1 protein-coding gene and 1 pseudogene are annotated in these 859 nt (G+C 37.5%); both read right to left on the bottom strand.

The genetic code is table 11. From position 1 onward, the window contains the following. A partial coding sequence (locus H5232_RS23470) for a hypothetical protein (RefSeq protein ID WP_182719749.1) occupies positions 1-293 on the bottom strand: 293 nt, incomplete at its 3' end. Then, positions 290-859, bottom strand: a pseudogene (locus H5232_RS23465) (hypothetical protein); the annotation flags it as partial. The gene H5232_RS23470 and the pseudogene H5232_RS23465, both read right to left, overlap by 4 nt.

Below are 859 nucleotides of genomic sequence, written 5' to 3'. Positions count from 1 at the left end.
TCCTTGATTGTACGGTGTAAATTGGTCGTAGAGGCAGCAATGCGAAGCATGAACGGGGTAGTTTTTTGGGCATGAAACGGTGTCCGTGTTGTTAACTGCTTGTCATCAACAGCCTCAAGCACCGCGCCTTCATCACTGCTTAATAGTATTGGTATCGCTTCATTACTATCAGCCACCACCACACGATTAAACAACAGAGTGAGCTTACTGATTGGCTTCCCCCGATTAACGTAGCCCGTGAGTAAATACGCTTTAGGAAAACTAGATTGCCCTGTATTCAATTGCTCTGTCATTGTTCATCCTTGATATTAAACACATCTAAAATACGTATACTGCCCATACCCCAAATGTTGGTCTCTTTAATTAGTATGGACTTTTTTTCTTTTGTAATAAGGTTATATTCCTCAAGGTACACATCATAAAAAAAACCACCAGTACCAATTGGCTTTTTAGTCTTTTTTAGGTATTTCGAAAATACCTTATTTTTTTTATCTGAGAAAAAAAACGTCCCTGCTTTCCTTGGTAGTATAATGCGCTTACTCGGATCTGATAAATTAATCCAGTAATTTTGCGCTGGCCCAAGCCCCTCCGATACAAAATAAATATAATCGCCGAAAGGGGATACTTTTAAATACGTCATAGTAAATTGAGTGTTAAAGCCTAAATCAACCTTCTTAATCACATCGCCATTAAAGTCATGTAACCAGTATTTATTTTTTTTATCAGCTAAAAAGGTTTTACCATCTGGCAATAAAAACAAGCCATTAGAGTAAATAATTGGTCGCTCAGTGAGTGTTTTAGTCGGTACATGGTAGTTATAATGTTTACCACTGGCGTAAAAAATCACATTTTCACTGTC

The sequence above is a fragment of the Pseudoalteromonas sp. SG41-5 genome (assembly GCF_014164495.1).
In the GTDB taxonomy this organism is placed as follows: domain Bacteria; phylum Pseudomonadota; class Gammaproteobacteria; order Enterobacterales; family Alteromonadaceae; genus Pseudoalteromonas; species Pseudoalteromonas rhizosphaerae.
Note: the sequence above shows the minus strand (reverse complement) of the source record. Positions and strands in the feature narration are given on the sequence as shown.